14 protein-coding genes are annotated in these 18244 nt (G+C 66.1%); 7 read left to right on the forward strand and 7 right to left on the reverse strand.

What is annotated here, in order from left to right:
* Positions 1-21: 21 nt before the first annotated feature.
* Positions 22-1128, forward strand: coding sequence for an NAD(P)-binding domain-containing protein (locus ACLMAL_RS01305; RefSeq protein ID WP_411997398.1), 1107 nt, complete (start codon positions 22-24; stop codon positions 1126-1128).
* On the opposite strand, the gene ACLMAL_RS01310 is transcribed toward ACLMAL_RS01305, so the two are convergent.
* From ACLMAL_RS01310 to ACLMAL_RS01335, 6 genes are all read right to left on the reverse strand, one after another.
* The gene (locus ACLMAL_RS01310) at positions 1109-1963 is read right to left on the reverse strand and encodes an aldo/keto reductase (RefSeq protein WP_411997399.1); all 855 of its coding nucleotides are present in this window, start codon (positions 1961-1963) and stop codon (positions 1109-1111) included. The two genes, ACLMAL_RS01305 and ACLMAL_RS01310, sit on opposite strands and share 20 nt — an antisense overlap.
* A gap of 115 nt (positions 1964-2078) precedes the next feature.
* The gene (locus tag ACLMAL_RS01315; protein ID WP_411997400.1) at positions 2079-3614 is read right to left on the reverse strand and encodes a carboxyl transferase domain-containing protein; all 1536 of its coding nucleotides are present in this window, start codon (positions 3612-3614) and stop codon (positions 2079-2081) included.
* A gap of 51 nt (positions 3615-3665) precedes the next feature.
* Positions 3666-4268, reverse strand: a complete 603-nt coding sequence (locus tag ACLMAL_RS01320; RefSeq protein WP_328408996.1) for a GTP-binding protein — start codon at positions 4266-4268, stop codon at positions 3666-3668.
* A complete protein-coding gene (locus tag ACLMAL_RS01325; protein WP_040686485.1) occupies positions 4249-4623 on the reverse strand; it encodes a DUF742 domain-containing protein in 375 nt (124 codons plus the stop codon). Before ACLMAL_RS01325 ends, ACLMAL_RS01320 begins: the two co-directional genes overlap by 20 nt.
* Before the next feature lie 7 nt (positions 4624-4630).
* The gene (locus tag ACLMAL_RS01330) at positions 4631-5044 is read right to left on the reverse strand and encodes a roadblock/LC7 domain-containing protein (protein WP_011207200.1); all 414 of its coding nucleotides are present in this window, start codon (positions 5042-5044) and stop codon (positions 4631-4633) included.
* Positions 5041-8928, reverse strand: coding sequence for an ATP-binding protein (locus ACLMAL_RS01335; protein WP_411997401.1), 3888 nt, complete (start codon positions 8926-8928; stop codon positions 5041-5043). The genes ACLMAL_RS01330 and ACLMAL_RS01335 overlap by 4 nt, the downstream gene beginning before the upstream one ends.
* Positions 8929-9247: 319 nt before the next feature.
* Here ACLMAL_RS01335 and ACLMAL_RS01340 point away from each other — a divergent pair, with 319 nt between their 5' ends.
* The 5 genes from ACLMAL_RS01340 to ACLMAL_RS01360 all read left to right on the forward strand — a co-directional run bounded on the left by ACLMAL_RS01340 (position 9248) and on the right by ACLMAL_RS01360 (position 15531).
* Positions 9248-11287, forward strand: coding sequence for an AMP-binding protein (locus tag ACLMAL_RS01340; RefSeq protein WP_411997402.1), 2040 nt, complete (start codon positions 9248-9250; stop codon positions 11285-11287).
* Between the two features lie 136 nt (positions 11288-11423).
* Complete coding sequence (locus ACLMAL_RS01345) at positions 11424-11813, forward strand: hemophore-related protein (protein ID WP_411997403.1); 390 nt, start codon at positions 11424-11426, stop codon at positions 11811-11813.
* A gap of 171 nt (positions 11814-11984) precedes the next feature.
* The gene (locus ACLMAL_RS01350; protein WP_328408962.1) at positions 11985-12701 is read left to right on the forward strand and encodes a response regulator transcription factor; all 717 of its coding nucleotides are present in this window, start codon (positions 11985-11987) and stop codon (positions 12699-12701) included.
* 106 nt (positions 12702-12807) lie between these two features.
* Entirely contained in the window at positions 12808-14130 is a 1323-nt protein-coding gene (locus tag ACLMAL_RS01355) for a sensor histidine kinase (protein WP_411997528.1), read from the forward strand.
* Positions 14131-14361: 231 nt separating this feature from the next.
* Positions 14362-15531 (forward strand): hypothetical protein, encoded by a 1170-nt coding sequence (locus tag ACLMAL_RS01360; protein WP_411997404.1) that lies wholly within the window; start codon positions 14362-14364, stop codon positions 15529-15531.
* Positions 15532-16048: 517 nt separating this feature from the next.
* Here ACLMAL_RS01360 and ACLMAL_RS01365 read toward each other — a convergent pair.
* Positions 16049-16519, reverse strand: coding sequence for a DIP1984 family protein (locus tag ACLMAL_RS01365; protein ID WP_411997405.1), 471 nt, complete (start codon positions 16517-16519; stop codon positions 16049-16051).
* Between the two features lie 475 nt (positions 16520-16994).
* On the opposite strand from ACLMAL_RS01365, the gene thrS reads away from it, so the two are divergent.
* Positions 16995-18230, forward strand: a complete 1236-nt coding sequence (gene thrS / locus ACLMAL_RS01370) for a threonine--tRNA ligase (RefSeq protein WP_411997406.1) — start codon at positions 16995-16997, stop codon at positions 18228-18230.
* The last annotated feature ends 14 nt before the right edge of the window (positions 18231-18244 follow it).

The raw sequence follows: 18244 nt of genomic DNA on the forward strand, positions 1-18244 counted from the left end.
GAAGAGATACGATCGGCGGCTGTGCCGACTGATTTCGACATCCTGGTGATCGGTGCCGGTCAGGCCGGGCTGTCGGCCGGCTACCACTTACAGCGCCTCGGATTGCGTGCCGAACGCGACTTCCTGATCGTGGACCACGCGCCGGGGCCCGGCGGTGCCTGGCAGTTTCGCTGGCCGTCGCTGACGCTGACCACGGTGAACCGGGTGCACGATCTGCCCGGTATGTCGTTCGCCGAGACATTGCCAGAGGGATCCGAGTCCGCGCCCGCGGCCACCGCAGTGCCGCGCTATTACGAGCTGTACGAAAAACGGTTCGACCTCAGGGTGCGACGACAGGTGTCGGTCAAGGTCGTCTGTGATCGCCGCGCTGACGACGATCCGGAGGGCGCTCGAATTCTCAACGTCGAGACCGACTCCGCCGGGACGATCCGGGTGCATGGGCTGATCAACGGCACCGGAACCTGGGAACATCCGTTCATCCCGCGGTACCCGGGTGCGGAGACCTTCGCGGGACGGCAACTACATACCCGCGACTACCGCACTGCCGACGAATTCACCGGCAAGCATGTTGTCGTGGTCGGCGGTGGTGTCTCGGCCGTACAGCTGCTCGACGAGATCTCCCAGGTCACGACGACCACCTGGGTCACCAGGTCCGAACCGGTGTTCCGGGATACCTTCGCCGAGGAAGACGGCCGCACCGCCGTCGCCATGGTCGAGGACCGCGTGCGGCGGGGACTGCCACCGGGCTCAGTGGTCTCGGTGACGGGACTGCGGCTCGACGACCGGCTGCGGGCCGCGCAGGCCAGGGGTGCACTGGACCGGCATCCGATATTCCGCAGCATCGAACCGGACGGCGTGCGCTGGGCCGACGGTTCGTTCCAGCACGCGGATGTCATCCTCTGGGCCACCGGATTCCGCAGCGCCCTCGACCACCTCGCGCCACTGCGCCTGCGCGGCCCCGGCGGGGGCATCACCATGACCGGCCGCCTCGCCACCCAGGTCGCGAACGACCCGCGCATTCACCTCATCGGCTACGGCCCGTCGGCGAGCACCATCGGCGCGAACCGAGCGGGTCGCGCCGCCGCGGTGGAGCTCAGCAAGTATCTGGCTATACCAAGCCGGCTGTGAACATCGCCGGGTCGGGGCCGATCCGTGCGCCCTTGTCCAAGGCGTTGATCGCATCCATCTGCTCGGGGGTGAGTTCGAAACCGAAAACGTCGAAATTGCCGGCGATGCGCGCGGGGGTGACGGACTTCGGGATGACGATGATGCCCAGCTGTAAGTGCCAGCGGATGATCACCTGTGCGGGAGTGCGGCCCACCTCGTTGGCAATGGAGACGATGGTGTGGTCGTCGAGCAGGGTGCCCTGGCCGAGCGGGCTCCACGCCTCGGTGGCGATGGCGTTGTTGTCGTGGAAGGCGCGCAGCTCGCGCTGAGCCAGCCTCGGATGCAACTCGATCTGGTTGACCACCGGGATCTCGCCGGTCTCGCCGATGAGCCGCTCGAGATCGGGGAGAGTGAAGTTCGAGACGCCGATCGACCGGATCCGGCCCTGCAACTTCAATGCTTTGAAGGCGCGGAAGGTGTCGATGTAGCGATCGGCCTGCGCGACCGGCCAGTGGATCAGAAAGAGGTCGAGATATTCCAGGCCGAGTCGCTGCATGCTCGCGTCGAAGCCGCGCAGCGTGGAGTCGTAACCCTGCTCGGAGTTCCACAGCTTCGTTGTCACGTACACCTCGTCGCGCGGCAGCCCGAACTCCCGGATGGCGCGGCCCGTGCCCTCCTCGTTGCCGTAGATGGCGGCGGTGTCGATGCTGCGGTAGCCGACCTCCAACGCAGCGGTGACCACCGGGAAAACCTCATCGGGTGGCACTTGGAATACACCGAAGCCGAGCTGCGGGATCACGTTCCCGTCATTCAGCACAATCGAGGGGATGGCGCATGTCTCGCTTCTGAAGGTCACCTATCGACGGTAGAAGTGCTACCGCAAGTCGTCAACGACACCACTTGGCGTGTTGGCTCACAATTCGCTGGTGGGGCCCAGATTTACATCCGACGATTCGGTTCGGATCGACCTGTCACTGCCCGGGGAGACCCAGTCTGCGGTAGCGGTTGTGGCGCGCTGCGCGAAGCTCCGCGAGCGGTCGGTCCTGCAGCTCGGTGAGCTCCGCCGCGATGGCGGCGACCATGCGACGGGCGAAATCGACCGGCTCGTCGGCCGCGTCCGGGAGCTCCGGCACGATGCGGTCCACGATGCCGTCCGCGCACAGGTCGGCGGCGCGGATGCGTTGCGCATCCGCCAGCTCCGACGCATGGTCGATGTCGCGGTAGACGATCGCGCTCGCGCCCTCCGGTGGCAGCGGCGCCAGCCAGCCGTGCGTGGCGGCGAGCACCCGGTCCGCAGGCAGCAGCGCCAGCGCTCCGCCGCCGGTGCCCTGACCGAGCAGCACCGAGACGGTGGGGGTGTCCAGGGTCACCAAATCGGCTATGCAGCGGGCGATTTCGGGAGCGAGTCCGCGCTCTTCCGCCTCCTTCGACAACGCCGCGCCGACAGTGTCGATCACCAGTACCAGCGGCAGTCGCAACTCTTGGGCAAGTGCCATGCTGCGCCTGGCCTCCCGGAGTGCAGCCGGGCCCATGGTGTGCTCGCCTTGCTGGCCCGAGCGGTCGTGCCCGAACACCACGCAGGGCCTGCCTCGAAACCTGGCCAGCGCATGCACAATGGTGCGATCGGATTCGCCCTGACCGGTGCCGCTGAGCGGAACCCGTTGCGTCACATGACGTAACAGGTCGCGCAGGCCGGGCCGACCCGGGCGGCGCGAGATGGTCACCGACTCCCAAGCCGAGCCTTCGGACGCTCGGCTCGAGGGATCCACACCCACGAGATCCCCACCATCGTGGCGCCTGGGCGCGGCCCAACCTGGTTCCGCCGCAACAGGATCCGGCACACCGCTGAGTACACTCAAGGCGCGATACGCGATACGGCGGAACACCGGCACCGGGACCACGCCGTCGATAACACCACTGTGATAGAGGTTCTCCGCGGTTTGGACACCCTCGGGAAAGTCCTTGCCGTACAACGCTTTGTAGACCCGAGGGCCGAGAAACCCGATCAACGCGCCGGGTTCGGCAAAGGTCATATGCCCCAGCGAGCCCCACGAGGCGAACACCCCGCCCATGGTCGGATCGCGCAGATACACCAGATAGGGATGGCCTGCGGCTTTATGGGTGGCGACGGCGCCTGCGATCTTCACCATCTGCACGAAGGCAACCGTGCCCTCCTGCATCCTGGTGCCACCGGACGTCGGCGAAGCAAGCAGCGGCAGCCCGGACCCGGTGGCACGCTCGACCGCCGAAACTATCCGCTCGGCGGCGGCAACCCCGACGGAGCCCGCCAGAAATCCGAACTCACAAGCGATTACGGCCACCCTGCGGCCACGCAAAAGCCCCTCGCCGGTGAGCACCGACTCATCGGTGCCCGCCGCGACCGCTGCCTTATGCAGATCCTCGTGATACCGCCGGGTGGCGGCCACCGCGACGGGTGGCCGATCCCAACTGACAAATGAGTCCGGGTCGAGCAGTTGCCCGAGCAGTTCGCGCGCCGAAATCCTCACCGAGGGAGAATAACTACCCGGTCCTGATTCGACGCGCGCCGCGCGAGCAACTCAGTAGCCCTGCATCACCTTGCGCAGGGCGTACTCGGTCAACGAGACCAGCGCATGCTTGGCGGGCTCACGCCGCCGCGCGTCGATCGACAGAATCGGCACATCCGCAGGCACCGCGAGCGCCTGACGGATGTCCTCGATCGGGTAGCGCGGTGCGTCGTCGAACTCGTTGAGCGCAACCAGGAACGGTAGGTTGCGCGCTTCGAAGTAGTCGACGGCCGCGAAGCTGTCCTCGAGCCTGCGGGTGTCGACCAGCACCACGGCGCCGATGGCGCCGCGGATCAGGTCGTCCCACATGAACCAGAACCGATACTGGCCCGGCGTACCGAACAGGTACAGGACCAGATCATCGGCAAGGCTGATCCGACCGAAGTCCATGGCCACCGTGGTGGTGGACTTCATCGGAACACCCGTCAGGTTGTCGATTCCGGTGCTGGCATTGGTCACCAACGCCTCGGTGCGCAGCGGAACAATCTCCGAAACAGCACCGACCAACGTGGTCTTGCCGACACCGAAGCCGCCGGCGACGACGATCTTCGCCGAGGTTGGCTTGCTGGTTCGGGTATCGACCTGTGCCGTCGAATCAAATACGCCGGAGTCCACTGAGAACCCTTTCGATCAGCTCGCGACGTTCATCGTCGCTGGAATCGTCTTTCAAAGTCGCCGAAACTCGGACGTGCCCGGCCTCGATGAGGTCGGCCACAAGCACCCTGGCCACCCCGATCGGGATACCCAAACGCGCCGCTACCTCGGCAACGGACGGCGATTCTCTGCACAACTCCACGATGGACGTCTCGATGTTGGTCAGTTCGAACTGCCGCTCCAGGGCGACCGGATGCGATGCGACGAGGGCTTCCAATGCCAACTCGACTGCGGGCCTGGTGCGGCCCGCAGTCAATGAGTATGGGCGTACGAGGCTCGGCTCGGCGCTCCCCATGCGGTGATCGTCTATGTCCATCCCACCATCAGGAACCCATCGTGACGCGTGGCGTGGCCTGCACTGTCTGGCCAACACGCTCGACCAACAAGGCCATTTCGTATCCGACCTGACCGATGTCGCAGGACGTGTTGGTCAGCACCGCGAGGTAAGAGCCGTCGCCGACTGCCATGAGTAGCAGGTAGCCGTGCTCCATCTCGACCACCGACTGCAAAACGGTGCCGCCCTCGAACAGGTTCGAGACGCCGACCGAGAGGCTGGCGAGTCCCGCCGTGACAGCCGAGAGCTGTTCGGCGCGATCGACGGGCAGCTGGGCGCTCGCGGCCATGAGTAGCCCGTCAGCCGAGACCAGGACGGCATGAGCTACGCCAGGAACCTCGTTGGCGAAGTTCGAAACCAGCCAATCCAGCTGACGATTCGTACCACCTAGATCGGGGTTCATCGGTCTCCTTTATCTCCGGTTAGGTTCGTTGCCTTCATTGCGCGGCCATCCCGGACGCCCTGCTGGTGACGACTCAAGCTGGACCTGATCGTTTCTGGATCGCGACGTGCCGCCCGATCCGCGGCGCCGCTTACGGCGCCGGGGACCAGCCTTCCGCCCGGATTGCGTTGGGGCAACCCGGCGGCTGTCTTTGTTTCGGCCTGGGCTTCGCTCGCTGCGCGAGCCGCCTGCCATCCTTCGTCGCCCGGCGATTCGAAGGACGCGGCCACCTGGGACCGGTCCGGGTTCGGATCCGTCAGCCACGCCGACATCATTTCGGCGAAGATCGGGCTGTCCATGGGCGAGTTGGTTTCCGCCGCAGGCTGCAGCCTGGTCTGGAAGAACGACGCGGCCTTGCCCGTATCGGCCTTGAAGCTGTGGCGGCCGGGGTCGCGGCCTGCCAACGGCGCTCCGGAATCGGAGAGCGCGGGCTGTTCGCCGCTCGGTGGCTGCGGGTTGCCGCGCTCGCGCTGCGGCAGACCGAGGCCGGATGTCGATTCACGTTGCGGCAGACCACCGGTGTTCGGGTCACGCTGCGGCAGACCAGGCGGCACCTGCGAGCCGGGCTGACGCTGCGGTAGATCGCCCAGCGCGTCCCGCTGCGGCAAGTTCGTCGCCGCAGGCTGACGCTGGGGCGAACCGCCGGTGTTCGGGTCACGCTGCGGCAAACCACCCAGACCCGAATCACGCTGCGGCAAACCACCCGTGCTCGGGTCACGCTGCGGCAAACCACCCAGACCCGAATCACGCTGCGGCAAACCACCCGTGCTCGGGTCACGCTGCGGCAAACCACCCGTGCTCGGGTCACGCTGCGGCAACCCACCCAGACCCGAATCACGCTGCGGCAAACCGCCGGAACTCGGCTCACGCTGCGGCAAACCACCCGTGTTCGACTCACGCTGCGGGAGGCCACTCGCCCCGGACTCCCGTTGCGGCAGACCGTTGGCACCGGACTCCCGTTGCGGCAGACCGTTGGCACCGGACTCCCGTTGCGGCAGACCGTTGGCACCGGACTCCCGCTGCGGCAGACCGTTCAGGCCCGACGAACGTTGCGGTAGACCACCCGAAGCGGGATCGCGCGTCGGCAGACCGTTCGGACCGGAATCACGCTGTGGCAAACCATCCGAAGCAGGGTCGCGGGGTGGCAGACCGTTCAGACCCGACTGACGCTGCGGCAGACCACCCAGACCCGAGTCACGCTGCGGCAAACCACCCGTGCCCGAGTCACGCTGCGGCAAACCACCCGTGCCCGAATCACGCTGCGGCAAACCACCCGTGCCCGAATCACGCTGCGGCAAACCACCGGAACTCGGCTCACGCTGCGGCAAACCACCCGTGTTCGAATCACGCTGGGGCAGACCACTCGAACCTGGTTCGCGCGGCGGCACACCGTTCAGACCCGACTGACGCTGCGGCAGGCCAGTCGTGGTGCCCGGCTGACGCTGCGGCAAACCTCCGCTTGCGGAAGGCCGTGGCACACCATTGGCGCCCGGCTGCCGCAGTGGCAGCTCACCGGAGTTCGCATCACGCGGCGGCAGACCCGTCACGATCGGTTCGCCGCCATCCGGCTGGCGCGGCGGCGGACCACCCGGCGACACGCTGCGCTTGGGCAAGCTCGCCGCGGCGAGCTTGCCGCGCTGCGGACCGCTCGGCGCCTGTCCGGTTGTGGGGCGCAGAGACGGACCGCCCTGAGTCGAATTGGGGCTCAGGCCAGCGGACATCGTCGATCCAGGCGACCGCTGCGGCAAGCCACCGCCTGCCGCGGCCGGACCACCGTCTGTGGGGGCCGGGCTGCTGACCGGAATCGGGCCGCTCACCCCGGGATCGACGGTGACCATCACATTGCCCCCAGGAGTCCTGGTAATTCCCCGCATCTGCATCGATGACGAACTCACCTGCCGTTGTGGAGCACCGGCCGACACCTGGGGCGCGGCCTGCGTCGGCAGTGCGGATTGCTGTCCCTGTCCGATGACGATCAGGCCGCCCGGCACATGCACGGTCACGGTGACACCCGGATCCCGCGCGGTATCGAAGGTCGGCCGCAATCGGACCGTGAGTCCGTGCCGCTCGGCCAACCTGCCGACCACGAAAAGACCCATGTGCCGTGCGGTGTCGGGGCCCGGCTCGGCGGTTTGCTCCAGCCTGCGGTTGATATCGGCCATCTCCGAGGGCGGCATACCGATACCCCGGTCGGCCACTTCGATGAGCATGCCCTGGTCGTGGGCCTGCGCGAAGGTGAATTTCACGTCGGTTTCGGGCGGTGAAGCACGCAGCGCATTATCGAGCAACTCGGCGAACAGGTGCGCCATATCCGAGGCAGCGGGTTCTTTCAGGGAACCGCGCGGTGTCGCACCGAGCTTGACGCGTTCGTAGTCCTCGACCTCGGAGATCGCGGCGCGCAGCACGTCGGCGATCTCGACCGGAGCGGACTTGGCGCGGCGCTGCTTGGTACCGGCCAGAATCAGCAGGTTGTCACCGTTACGACGCATACGAGCGGCGAGGTGGTCCAGCCGGAAGAGGTTCTCCAGCAGTCGCGGATCCTTCTCGTCGTACTCCATCGCCTCGATCAGCGTGAGCTGATGGTCGACGAGCGACTTGGACCGGCGCGCCAGGGTCTCGAACATGTCGTTGACCTGAGAACGCATCTGCGCCTGATCGCTGGCCAGACGCAGCGCCTGTCCATGGATGTCGTCGACGGCGCGGGCCAGCTGACCGATCTCCTCGGTGCTGCGCACCGGCATCGGCTCCAGCGGCACGTCCTCCGGGGAAGCACCGTTTCGCAGCTGGGCGACCTCGTGTGGCAGATCGCTCTCGGCCACCCGCAGCGCCGCGAGGCGCAGCCGGTGCAGCGGCACGATCATCGAGCGCGCCACGAAGACGGCGAGCAGCAGCGCGGCGAGGATAGTGGCGATGACGACCGCGGTGTAGGTCCACGCGTCGGTGTTGGCCGTCGACACCAGCTCATTCATCGACGAGTCGATGTCCTTGGTCGCCTTTCCGACGACGCGCTCGTAGACATCGAGGCTGGCGGTGAGCGAGTTCTTCAGGTCGCCGACCGGGAGCTGACCGGATTGCGCCTGTGGGCTGCTCAGCAGCCCGATTCGGGTATCGATGCCGGCCCGCACGTCGGCGATCGAGGTATCACCGTCGGCGAACCGGTGCGCGAGGACATTGAGCAGCGAGCGCTCGGTGTTCGCCGCGGTGAGGAAGGCCTGCACGCCGACCTGCGCATTGCGCAGGATTTCGGGGAACGCGGCGATCTCACCGACCAGCGAGGCGCGGGTGTTGAGCGAGTCGACAAGACGTAGCTTCGCCGTATCGATGGCGGGGTCGCTGACCTGGCCGACCGTGGACTCGACGATACGCACACTGTCGTTGCGGACCCGGTCGATCATCGCGATGATCTCGGGGCCCGACTGGGTCGAGGTGGCCTTACCCTGCGCACGAACGGCTTTTGCCTGGGTGAGCATGTTGTCCAGCGACGCGCGAGCGCCCGACACAGCGTTCAGCTGGGGGCCAACTGCTTCCGCATTGCCGATGGCGGCATCGAGGTCGGCGAGGTTCTTGTCCGACACGATCGACGGTGCACCAGGGAACAGCGCAATCATCTGCGAGGCGGCGGTCGTCGCCGTCTGCGCACTGAGCGCGGTTACGGCCGGGATGGCGCCGATGTTCTCGGCGGCACCGGCGAGCCGGTTCGCCTCGGCGAACTCGGAAGCAATCCTGGACACGCCGAGGCCGACCGCGACTGCGAGCGGCACGGCCAAAACCGCCGTAACCTTCCAACGCAGGTCCCAGTTGCCGAGCGCCCAGCGTTTGCTGCCGGACCTAGCGGCGTCACGCATCTCCCACTCACTTTCCAAACTGGCCCCAACCACGCGCCATCAGCGAACCTCCACACTCGCATGCTGGCTCGACAGGCAGAGCTGGCCGAGGAACTGCGGCTGGCCGAGAAATTGCGTCTACGACTGCCCAAATAAGTGACATCAGATTCTAACGGATCAATAACTTCTTGGTTGACTCCGAGTAGGGCTACGGGCCTTGACCAGCCCGTTCCAGGCATAACCAGAGGTCGCGGCACCCACCCGGGCGTCGCGTGAAGTCTGCCACAATCGTCCTGATCTATCGAGGCGGGCATCGAGGCGAGGCTAGGGAGTCACCGGGTTGAACGCGAAGCACGACTACCGACCGGTCTATCAGACCAGCTTGGTCGATCCGGCCGAGTTCTGGAGCAGTGCGGCGGAGGCGATCGATTGGGAGGTCGCGCCAACCCAGATCGTCGACACCGTGGCCCGCCCTGTGACCAGATGGTTCCCTGATGCTCGCCTGAATACCTCCTTCAACGCCCTCGATCGACATGTGCACGGAGACACCGCGATCGAGGAAGGCCGGGCCAACCAGGCCGCCCTAATATACGACTCCGCTATGACGGGCACCAGAGGCGTTTTCACCTATGCCGAACTCCTCGAAGAGGTTTCCCGATTCGCCGGCGCGATGGTCCGGCTCGGTGTCACCAAAGGCGACCGCGTCATCATCTACCTGCCGATGATCCCCGAGGCGGTCATCGCGATGCTCGCCTGCGCCCGCATCGGCGCGGTGCATTCCGTAGTCTTCGGCGGCTTCGCGGCGCCCGAGCTCGCGGCACGCATCGATGACGCGGCGCCTGTGTTGATCATCACTGCTTCCGGTGGTCTGGAGCCGGGCCGCCGGATCGACTACCCACCGATCGTGTTGCACGCGTTGGATCTTGCCGAGACCAGCGCGCCGCGCAATGTCATCGTGAAGCAGCGCGCGCAGTTCCCGACGATCCATTTCCCCGCGCCCCAGCCCGCAACCGAATCACTGCCGAGCTCCGCACAGACCGTCGCGGCGCAGTGGCTGGATTGGGACGACGCCGTGCGCGATGCACCGCTCGCCGATCCGGTGCCGGTGGACGCCACCGATCCGCTCTACATCCTGTACACCTCGGGCACCACCGGTAAGCCGAAGGGCGTGGTCCGGGACAACGGCGGACATGCGGTTGCCCTGGCCTGGTCCATGCGCAATATCTACGACGTCGGGCCGGGACAGGTGATGTGGGCCGCCTCCGACGTCGGCTGGGTCGTCGGGCACTCCTACATCGTGTACGCGCCATTGCTGGTCGGCGCGACAACCCTCCTATACGAGGGCAAACCGGTCGGCACCCCGGACGCGGGCGCCTACTGGCGCGTGGTGGCCGAGCATCAGGTCCGCGTGCTGTTCACTGCGCCGACCGCGCTGCGCGCCATTCGCAAGGCCGATGCCGACGCCACGCTGGCACGCGGCTACGACCTGTCCTCGCTGCGCGCGCTGTTCTGCGCGGGCGAGCGGCTGGATCCGGCGACCTACGAATGGGCCACCGAGACCCTGCTCGCCGACCGGCCCGACTGCCCTGTCGTCGACCACTGGTGGCAGACCGAGACGGGCTGGCCGATCTGCGCGAATCTACTCGGCCTGCAACAGCTTCCGATCAAGGCGGGCTCGGCGTCGGTGCCGGTGCCCGGATTCCGGCTGCGTGTCCTCGACGCCGAAGGTAATCCGGTCGCACCAGGTACCGAGGGCAATATCGTCATCGGACTACCCATGCCGCCAGGCACCCTCACCGGCCTATGGCGCGATGAAGACCGCTTCGTCCGGTCCTATATGTCGGCTTTCCCCGGGCACTATCTCACCGGCGACTCCGGATATTTCGACGACGACGGCTACCTCTTCGTCCTCGGCCGCAGCGACGATGTCATCAATATGGCCGGGCACCGACTATCGGCGGGCAGCATCGAGGCCGCCATCGCGGGTCATTCGGCGATCGCCGAATGCGCGGTGATCGGACTGCCCGACGAACTCAAGGGCCAGCGGCCGATCGCGTATGTGGTGCTCAAGTCCGGCGTCGAGATCGACCCGACGCAGTTGCGCGACGAACTGATCGAGCGGGTGCGCGAGCAGATCGGCGCCATCGCCACCCTGCACGATGCCGTGGTGGTTTCCGCGCTGCCCAAGACCAGGTCGGGCAAGATCCTGCGCAAGACGATCCGGCAGATCACCGCGGGCGACGCCTATGAGATCCCCTCGACCATCGAGGACTCCTCGGTGCTCGCCGCCCTGGAGCAGCAGATCGCCACTGCCCAACCGCCGTCGGCAGATACCGGCACGCCACTCGCGCCGAACGCGGATCCGGTTGTGCCGTCATAGATTTGCCTTTACCCGGCGTTAGCATCCCTCAGAGGTTTCTCAGGGATCGCTCACCGATGTGCCAGCCCATGGCAATAGCCTCGAGACAGCGTCGAGACCACCACTGACGTACCCCTCGAAGATCTGGAGCCACACTATGAAGGCCTTGCGCAGTCGACCCGCCTACACCGCATTCGCCGCGGGCGGACTCGCCACCGTCGCGATGTTCCTCGCGCCGACCATCGCCTCCGCCGACGTCATGACCGATATGGCCGCGCCGCTGCTGACCTCCGATTGCTCCTTCGCCCAGGTCGACGCTGCCCTGCATGCCAAGGCCCCGCAGCTGGCCTCGATTCTCGACTCGAACCCGAGCCAGAAGGCCGAGCTGCAGCGCAAGTTCGATCAGCCGGTCGAACAGCGCCGCGCGGAATTCCAGCGCATGATCGACGAGAACCCGAGTGCGGCGCAGGACGCGCAGAACGATCCGCGTGCCTCCGGTCTGAGCGCAACGATCCGCGCGGTCGCCGACTCCTGCCACAGCTACTAGCCGGCACTCGCGGCTCGCCTTTTCCGATCCCGACAGGCTGCTCTCGTAAGTACATGGGTAACTGACCGGGCACGCCCCGAAACTCCGGCGGCACCCAACGCGGGACCTGACCGCAAAACGTCGCGGCACCTGCTGGAATGGCCTGAATACGCGGAGAGGCGGAAGCGCACAATGAACGACGTGACGAGCGAGCGTACGACCCCGACTGTCCTTGTTGTCGACGACGACGAGGACGTGCTCGCCTCGGTCGAGCGCGGGCTGCGGTTGTCCGGCTTCCAGGTGCTTGTCGCCAGGGACGGCGCCGCAGCGCTGCGCAGCGTCGCCGAGCACGCACCGGACGCGATCGTGCTGGACATGAACATGCCGGTGCTGGACGGCGCCGGGGTGGTGACCGCACTGCGGGCCCTCGGCAACGAGGTGCCCATCTGCGTGCTGAGTGCGCGCGCCTCGGTCGACGACCGGATCTCGGGGCTGGAATCCGGCGCCGATGACTACCTGGTCAAACCGTTCGTGCTCGCGGAGTTGGTGGCACGGATCCGGGCGCTGCTGCGCCGTCGCGCGGACGTGACCGCAACGGCCACGCCCGGTGCGGTCACGGTCGGGCCGCTGGAGGTGGACATCGCCGGGTATCGCGCCCTGCTGCACGGGAACGAAATCGAGCTCACCAAAAGGGAATTCGAGCTGCTGTCCACGCTCGCGCGGAATGCGGGCGTGGTGCTCAGCCGCGAGCGATTGCTGGAGTTGGTGTGGGGCTACGACTTCGCCGCCGACACCAATGTGGTCGATGTCTTCGTCGGCTATCTGCGACGCAAGCTCGAGGTAGGCGATACACCCCGGCTGCTGCACACGATCCGCGGCGTCGGGTTCGTGCTGCGAGCCTCCAAATGAACTCGAGCACAAGGTGACCGACTCTTCGCCCGCAGCGCCGGAGACCTCGTGGTCGCCGACCACACCTCCTGCGCCGACGAAAAGGCGTCGCCGCCGGTCATTTTCGCTGCGCACCAGGGTCGCCGCAGCCGCGGCGGCGGGCGCAGTGATCATTGTGTCCATACTGAGCCTCATCAGCGTGCGCGCGATCGAACGCAACAATGTGGCGCAGATAGATCAGCAGATCACCATCGTCTCGCGGATCGTCCTGCTCAAGCCGGAGCTGGCCGCCGGGTTCGTCACTATTTCCGGGCTGGACACCAACCTGGCGGTCACCGTCCGCGACAACGGCATCGTCACCGCCAGTGGCCCGACCCAATTACCTGATCTGACACCAGGTTTCCACACTGCCACCGTGAACGGCGTCCGCTATCGGATGCTCACCACCACCGAGAACCAACCGCCGGGCCGCACGGTGGCACTCGGCATCCCCGCCGCCGAAGCGGCCCGCGCAACCGCCGAGCAAAAGCGCTGGGTCCTTGCGGGCGCGTCGCTTGCCATCGCCGCCGCCGCCGCGCTCGGCTGGTTGCTCGCCGGACGCGCGGTGCGACCGATCACCGACCTCACCCACCAGGTCGGCGCCCGCAGCGGCAGGCCCGATCCCGATAATCCGCAATCACCGGTCGATGGCTCGGGTGTGCGCGAAGCAGAGGAGCTCGCCGAGGCGGTGAACACCATGCTGCACCGCGTGGACCAGGCGCAGGACGAAACTGCCGCCGCGCTGGAGACCGCGCGTGATTTCGCCGCCGTGTCCGCCCACGAACTGCGCACCCCCCTCACCGCGATGCGTACCGATCTCGAGGTGCTGCGCACCCTCGACCTCGACGAAGCCCAGCGCACCGAGATCCTCACCGACCTTGCGCGCAGCCAAGGCCGGGTGGAAACCACCCTTGCCGCGCTCGAGCGCCTGGCCACCGGCGATCTCACCAACGAACGCGACCACATCGCCACCGATGTCGGCGACCTGTGCGACCAGGCCGCACACGACGCCATGCGGCATTTCCCCGGACTGACCGTTCGCATCGACACCGACGCCGAACTGGTGACCCTCGGCCTGCCTGCCGGGCTGCGCCTCGCGGTCGACAACGCGCTGAAGAACTCGGTGACACACGGCGGCGCCACCGAGGCGCTGGTGTCCGCGCATCGCGCACCCGACGGGCACATCGTGATCTCCGTTGACGACAATGGCAGCGGCATCCCGCTGGACGAACGCGCCGCGGTGTTCGACCGTTTCTTCCGAGGCAGCCAAGCCAGCAAAGGCGGATCCGGCCTCGGCCTCGCCCTGGTCGCTCAGCAGGCCCAATTACACGGCGGACAAGCCTATTTCGACAACGGCACGCTCGGCGGCATCCGACTGGTCCTGCATCTGCCCAACCGCACCGCGCACTGAGCCGCTCCGATATCCGCCGCACCGGCCACCATGGCCAGCAGGAGAATCGGATTTCCGACGGCGGGCGTGGACGCGGCGCAGAATCCGACTGTGTGATATGCCGCACACCGAATGTCGGGGGTGCGACAAGCGTTGTTCGAGTGAGTCATCGGCGCTGGACGGGTTGTCCTTACCGAATCCTCAGAGAAGTGCTATTCGTTGCGCCAATCGGGGGTCATAGGGTCTGCGGATGTGATCGGAAAACGCGCCCGCTGGGCACTCCTCGCCGTCGGGATTGTCGTTGCGGGCGCGGTCGGGGGCGGCATCACGGCCTGCTCGCGCTCCGCCGCCGCACCGACCGGAATCGCCTTGGTCAACGCCGACACCGGGCCGACCGGTGGGCGCGTCGTACAGGCGCTGGAGCAGGCGGGCGGTTACGAATGGACCGCAGCCAAGCCCGGGGAGGCGGATCTCGACGACTACGCCGCAGTGATCACACTGCCCGCCGATCTCACCGCGGCAATGGGCACGCTGGCCGGCGACCAACCTCAGCGGGCCAAAGTCACCGTGGCGACGCATGAAGGTGCGGACGCGCAGTTGGTGAACGGGGCGGTGAACGAGGTGACGCATCGGATCGGCGCGGCGGGCGTCGATGCCGCGCTGTCGGCCGTCGCCCAAGCGCGCACCCAGCTCTCGTCGGTGCAATTGACCACCCAACTGCTCAATGCCGGGGTGAACGCGGCAGCCGCGGGCGCGGACCAGTTCAGCTCGGGGGCCGATCAGTTGCTCGGCTTCCTGAGCTTCGCCAAAGAAGGCTCCGCACAATTGACTTCGGCGATCGCCATGCTGAATTCAACGGTCGACGGTGCGGCGGCGCAGGCAGATCAGCTTGCCTCGGCATTGGATTCGACCGGGCTCACCATCGCCCAAGTCGAGCAGACCGCGAATACCGTGAGCGGCGGCCTCGATCAGATCCTCCCACTGCTGCGCGCGCTGCCCTTCGCGGGTGATCCCCGACTGGCCGACGTCATCGGAAAACTCGAAGCCCTGCGCAGCGTTTCGAGCCAGGCCGGATCTCAGTTGACCGGTCTCGGCAGCCTGGTAGGCGGCGCGGTGGACCCGAACACCGATCTGGGCACCCTGTTACGCACCGTCGTCGCCCGATTGCAAAGCGCGAGCGCCCAATTGAACGAAGGCGCGAAACTGGCCGAGGGCCTCCCACAGCTCGCCGACCAGGGCGGCGCCCAATTGACCAGCGCCATCAGCCAAATGGCCGCAGGCGTCACCGGCCTCCAGCAGATCGTCACCAACCTCGGCACCCAAACCGACAAGGCCATGTCCGCCCTCCCCCAGCGCAGCACCAGCCAGCAGGCCGCGCTCGCACTCGCACTCACCGATCCGGTCGAAATCGTCCACGAGTGACGTTCGGTGAACTGTGGCGCAGCGCTCAGCCGCAACCTGGGTGGACAGGCACACGGCTTCCAGCGCGGGGACTGGCTGTGGTTGCGTCACAGGCATTTCAGGTATCGAACGTAGTGAAATGGTTGTTCTGACCTTTGGTTCGGGCCGCCATTCCACTACCGTCGATTCGACGAAACGCCGTAGTGTCTGGTTGAATTCGCCGGCTTGCGCGCCAGCCGTGACGGGTTCGCACTCAGCAGCGAGGTGGTGTTGTTACCAGCGAGTGCTCCATGGGTTGCTGCGCCTATCGCTTGTATAGAGGTGGAGTGCCCCTTGCCCGCCCTCGTCGTCGCGGATCTGCACATGGTGGTGTGCTGTGTGCCGTGCCCTGTCACTTGTGCGCGATGCTGGGCTGCCATGTGAGGAAGGGAGTTGAACCCTCGCACTGCCCATCGTGCACCAGGAGGTGAGCCGAATACCCGTCGGCTCAGCGGGTTGCGCACGCCTCCGCGACAACTACCTGCTCCACCTCGTTGTATCAGTCCAGCAGATCGACCTCCCAGTTGGCGCGCTGGATCCGCACATCGAGTTCGCGAAGCTCCTTGGCAAGCTCATCGGCCTGCCCACGCAGCTCCGCAACAGGCAAGGCAGACAACATCTTCAGCTCGGACCGCAGCTGACGCGCATAACCCGGCTGCCCCTTGCCCGAAGCCGCATCCGCCGCAGCGGTGACCACGGAATGACGCAGCCGCAACGCATCCCGACGCGCCAGCGCATCCGTCAATGTGCCGTCCGAGTCGATCTGCGCGGCGGCATTGGTGCGATTGATGCGCCGGATCAATGTTTCGTACTCCCCGAGCACCTCGCCGACCTCGGCAAGCAGCCCCGCCGCATCCTCGGCAGGCTCCTCCCCCTCCTGATAGCGGGCGCTGCTCACGATGCGAGCGCGCAGCTGCTCGATCCGCCGCGCCGAATCCGCCCGCAACGACAATGCCTCTGCCAGCTTCAAGACCCCTACTTTCGATGTTGACCGTAAGGGCTGAAATATAGGTCATGCTCCGCGACGAGTCGCGCGAATTTCTCCGGGACAATCGCCGGAGCAGGTTGTCCCTGCCCGCCTTGCGCCCCTCCCACGACGCAAGCGCCTGCAACAGTTCCACCGCACTGGACGGCCCGAGTGACTCGGCTTGCCTCACAAAACCGGCGCACCTGCTCCAGAGGGTCCTTCGAATGCGGTTGCCGCACAATCCGGCCTGCTCATGAAATAGGCGCGGCCCGCGGGAGATTCGGAGCCGGGCCTAGTTGTTGCAGGTCGTGTAGACTCCTTCGCCATGAAGGGACGCCGCATTTCCACGACGACGCCGGACACTTCCGGCGCCTTCGTGATGGACTGATAGCCCTTCGACATCACAAGCCCCGGAGCAGATTCCGGGGCTTCTTCTTTTCCCGTCTGTTCCGGTACGACACAACAGGAGCAGACACCTATGGTCGCCGACCACCGAGATCTCAACCATGACATGGACATCTTCGCTACCGATCCGCTTGCCGGATCCGGTCTTCCGATGTGGCTCCCCGCCGGGGCCGTTATTCGGGAAGAGTTGCAGAAGCTGGCCAAGGAGCTGGCGTCTGCCGATGGCTGCCTCGGCGTGTTCTCGCCGGTTCTCGGAAAACGGGCACTATACGAGCGATCCGGACATCTGAGTAAGTTCAGCCAGGACATGTTCCCCGCCATGCGCATTGGCGATGACGAGGTGATGCTGCGACCAGCGAACTGTCCTCATCACGCTTTGATCTATGCCTCGACTCAACGCTCATATCGTGAACTGCCACTTCGATTGAACGAACTCGCTTCCATGTTCCGAGCCGAGCGTTCCGGTGTTGTCTCTGGTTTGAGTCGTGTCCGGCAAATCAACCTCGATGACACTCACGTTTTCTGCCGACCGGACCAGGTCCTGCACGAAGCTGCGCTGGGACTGCGGGCCGCACTGCGCGCTCAAGAGATCTTGGGACTTCCCGTCGATTACGTCCGACTGTCGATGCGAGACAGTTCCGCCTCATGGCTCGGAACCGAAGCGCAGTGGGAGCACGCCCAGGAGTATCTTCGCACCGCCGGGCAGTCCGTCCTCGATGAGCACGGACTGGAATTGGTCGAAGCCGCAGGTGAGGCCGCCTTCTACGGCCCCAAGTTCGATCTGCAAGTGCGGGACGGACGTGGCAACGAAGAAACCATTGCCACCGTCCAGCTCGATTTCAATCAGCCTGAGCGATTCGATCTCACCTATGTCGGCGCCGATGGCGGCGAACATCGACCGGTCATGATCCATCGGGGGACTGTTGGGTCGATGGAGCGCGTCACAGCAGCGCTACTCGAACGCTATGCGGGCCGCCTGCCGTTCTGGCTCTCTCCTATCCACATCACAGTCCTGCCTATCAGCGCCGACCAGGACGTTGCAGCGCGCGCGTTCGCCGACGAAGCGCGCCACCGCGGACTTCGCAGCCGGGTCGACCATGACGGGTCACTCGGAGCGCGGATTCGAAACGCCCGTAAGACAAGAGATCACCTCATCGCGGCCATCGGGCCGACTGAAATCGCACAGCAGAGCGTTCAGATCACCGATATCGCCAGCGGTGTCCGCACCCAGGTCGCTCAGGCGCACCTTCTCGAGCTGATGGACGCCGCCTACCGCAACCGCCGGACAACCCTCGATTGGCCCCTCTGAAGAATCTCGCGAAC

It is taken from the genome of Nocardia sp. CWNU-33, from assembly GCF_046764895.1.
In the GTDB taxonomy this organism is placed as follows: Bacteria; Actinomycetota; Actinomycetes; order Mycobacteriales; family Mycobacteriaceae; genus Nocardia.